Origin of the sequence: Bacillus sp. SRB_331, assembly GCF_003264175.1 — a bacterium.
Taxonomy (GTDB): Bacteria; Bacillota; Bacilli; order Bacillales; family Bacillaceae_G; genus Bacillus_A; species Bacillus_A mycoides.
This window is the reverse complement of record NZ_NADV01000094.1, coordinates 1-3,445: the sequence shown is the minus strand read 5'-3', so window position 1 is coordinate 3,445 and position 3,445 is coordinate 1. Positions and strand designations below refer to the sequence as shown.

The window sequence follows — 3,445 nt, the reverse complement described above, 5'->3', positions numbered from 1 at the left end:
AAATACACAAAAACCCCGAATCTTCGGGGTACAGTTCAAAATGTCTAAGCGGCCGCTTTTTTTATATAAGAATTATTGAAAAGGGTAAATTGTTTTACCTGTAATAATTTTATACGCGGTGCAAAATTGAGTTTGCATATACTCTGTATTTTTATTTTCTGGATGTAACGTTGTTTCTTGAAGAGTAGAATGAAAGGAACGTAGTAAACAATTTAGTGCGAAGTATAATTCTTCTTGTGAACAATTTTGTTCTTTTGTAGCAGTAGCTAAAATAAGGTCTTTTATTAATAATGGAAAATCGATAGTCGCTTGTTTCATAGTCATTGCACCCTCTCCGAGCTATTTTTTATCATGTATATGCAGAATTGGACAAGCTATGCTCTTTTTTTTGTGTAATTGCATGTACTGGATTCAAAGAACTTGCAATCATGCCGTTAAAATTGGTAAGATTGGGTATAATCAATAGATGGAGTATATTACATAAAGAGAGTTGAATGATATGGGAGAAGTGCAACGTGAAAAAGTTGCTGTCATCATTGGGCCAACTGCTGTCGGAAAGACGAAATTAAGTATCGATCTTGCAAAAGCGTTGAATGGTGAGATTATTAGTGGTGATTCCATGCAAATTTATCGTACGATGGATATCGGGACTGCAAAGGTGACGATAGATGAGATGGACGGAATTCCGCATTATATGATTGATATAAAAGATCCGGAAGATTCATTTTCTGTGGCGGAATTTCAAGAACGTGTCCGTAAGTGCATTCGAGAAATTACAGAGCGCGGGAAATTACCAATTATTGTTGGTGGAACCGGTCTCTATATACAATCTGTTCTATTCGATTACCAGTTTACAGATGAGGCTGGGGACGCTACATACCGAGAACAGATGGAAAAGTTAGCATTAGAACACGGTGTGGAATATGTACATAAAAAGTTGCAAGAAGTAGATCCAGAAAGTGCGGAGCGTATTCATGCCAATAATGTAAGGCGTGTTATTCGGGCGTTAGAAATTTTTCACACGACGGGTGAAAAAATGAGTAACCAGCTCGAAAAACAAGAAAATGAGTTACTGTACGATGTTTCATTAATTGGCTTGACAATGGATCGAGAAATGCTATACGATCGCATTAACTTACGTGTTAACCTAATGATTGAACAAGGTTTATTAGAAGAAGTAAAAGGTTTACATGAAAGAGGAGTGCGAGATTGTCAATCTATTCAAGCGATTGGTTATAAAGAGATATATGATTATTTTGAGAATCGTGTATCTTTAGAAGAAGCGGTATCACAATTAAAGACGAATTCACGCCGTTATGCAAAACGTCAATTAACGTGGTTCCGTAATAAGATGGATGTCGCGTGGTTCGATGTTACTGATGGTGAAAAAACGTCAGAAATTTTACGATACATAGAAGGAAAGCTACAACTAAAGTCGAATAATAGTAAGTAGAGAAAAAGAGGAGGATTCGACATGAAGCAATCAATCAATATTCAAGATCAGTTTTTAAATCAACTCCGTAAAGAGAATACGTTCGTTACGCTGTACTTATTAAATGGTTTCCAGCTTCGTGGATTAATTAAAGGATTTGATAATTTTACAGTCCTGCTGGAAACAGAAGGTAAGCAACAGCTTATTTATAAACATGCAATTTCTACATTTGTACCACAAAAAAATGTTTCAATTGAATTAGAGTAGTAATGAATTATTGTACATAACAAAAAAAGAGCGAGTTTCTCGCTCTTTTTTTTATTTGTCATAAACAATAAATAGTGAAATTTAAGCGATTCTAAATACAGTAAGACGAATGTTAGTGTTTCCTGTTGCAGGGATCGTAATCTCGTTAAGAGTAGATTGGACAGAAATGTTTGCTCCAGCAGCTAATGTTTCGATTGTAGTAAATGAAAGTGAGTCGCCTATTAGATTTGAAGAGAAGTTGTCAGTAGCAACTGCTCCATTAATTGAAATTCCTACTCCAAGTGGAGCGCATCCTGGCGCAGTTGTAGAAATAGATACGCTAATTACATAAATACCAGCGTTAATAACAGTAACTGTATTTGTGCCGTTAAAGATAATATTGTTTACGTTAATTGCAGTACTAAAAATAAAGTTGTTAAATTGGAGTACTGTTTGTTGGATGTTGTTTGTTACAACGATTGTTGCTACTGGGAAGCTAGGTCCAGTAGGTCCGGTAACTCCTATACCAGTAGCACCCGTTGGTCCTTGAACACCTTGAGGTCCGGTAGCACCCGTGTTACCTTGAGCACCTTGAGGTCCAGTAGGTCCAGGAGGCCCACCAGAAGGTCCAGTAGGTCCGGTAACTCCTATACCAGTAGCACCAGTGTTACCTTGAACACCTTGAGGTCCGGTAGCACCAGTGTTACCTTGCGCACCTTGAGGGCCAGTAGCACCCGTGTTACCTTGAATACCTTGAGGTCCAGTAGCACCCGTGTTACCTTGAATACCTTGAGGACCAGTGGCACCTGTATTACCTTGAGCGCCTTGAGGTCCAGTGGCACCTGTATTACCTTGAGCACCTTGAGGTCCAGTAGCACCTGTGTTACCTTGAGCACCTTGAGGTCCAGTGGAACCGGTAGCACCAGTGTTACCTTGAACACCTTGAGGTCCAGTGGAACCGGTAGCGCCCGTGTTACCTTGAGGTCCAGTGGCACCTGTATTACCTTGCGTACCTTGAGGTCCAGTAGCACCAGTGTTACCTTGAATACCTTGAGGACCAGTGGCACCTGTATTACCTTGAGCACCTTGAGGTCCAGTGGAACCAGTAGCGCCCGTGTTACCTTGCGCACCTTGAGGTCCAGTAGCACCAGTGTTACCTTGAGCACCTTGAGGTCCAGTGGCACCTGTGTTACCTTGCGCACCTTGAGGTCCAGTAGCACCCGTGTTACCTTGCGCACCTTGAGGTCCAGTAGCACCCGTGTTACCTTGAATACCTTGAGGACCAGTGGCACCTGTATTACCTTGAGCACCTTGAGGTCCAGTAGCACCTGTATTACCTTGCGCGCCTTGAGGTCCAGTAGCACCTGTGTTACCTTGCGCACCTTGAGGTCCAGTGGAACCAGTAGCACCAGTGTTACCTTGAATACCTTGAGGTCCAGAAGGTCCAGTAGGTCCGGTAACTCCTATACCAGTAGCACCCGTGTTACCTTGAGGCCCAGTGGAACCAGTAGCACCAGTGTTACCTTGAACACCTTGAGGTCCAGTGGAACCGGTAGCGCCCGTGTTACCTTGCGTACCTTGAGGTCCAGTAGCACCCGTAATACCTTGAGGACCAGTGGCACCTGTATTACCTTGAGCACCTTGAGGTCCAGTAGCGCCCGTGTTACCTCTAGGACCATGAGGACCAGTAGCACCTGTGTTACCTCTAGGTCCGGTAGCACCAGTAGCGCCCGTGTTACCTCTAGGCCCAGTGGAACCAGTAGCACC

At 42.5% G+C, this 3,445-nt stretch carries 4 protein-coding genes; 2 read left to right on the top strand and 2 right to left on the bottom strand.

The genetic code is table 11. The features are described from left to right. Nucleotides 1–72 precede the first annotated feature (72 nt). Entirely contained in the window at nucleotides 73–318 is a 246-nt protein-coding gene (locus B5P42_RS31340) for a hypothetical protein (RefSeq protein ID WP_002014695.1), read from the bottom strand. 181 nt (nucleotides 319–499) lie between these two features. Here B5P42_RS31340 and miaA point away from each other — a divergent pair, with 181 nt between their 5' ends. Then, nucleotides 500–1,453, top strand: a complete 954-nt coding sequence (gene miaA / locus B5P42_RS31335; RefSeq protein WP_002014696.1) for a tRNA (adenosine(37)-N6)-dimethylallyltransferase MiaA — start codon at nucleotides 500–502, stop codon at nucleotides 1,451–1,453. Nucleotides 1,454–1,474: 21 nt separating this feature from the next. Continuing rightward, nucleotides 1,475–1,699, top strand: a complete 225-nt coding sequence (gene hfq, locus B5P42_RS31330) for an RNA chaperone Hfq (protein ID WP_000813896.1) — start codon at nucleotides 1,475–1,477, stop codon at nucleotides 1,697–1,699. Nucleotides 1,700–1,780: 81 nt separating this feature from the next. Here the strand turns inward: hfq and B5P42_RS31325 are convergent. Next, nucleotides 1,781–3,445: Gly-Xaa-Xaa repeat protein (locus B5P42_RS31325; RefSeq protein ID WP_142674067.1), on the bottom strand; the 1,665-nt coding region annotated here is incomplete at its 5' end.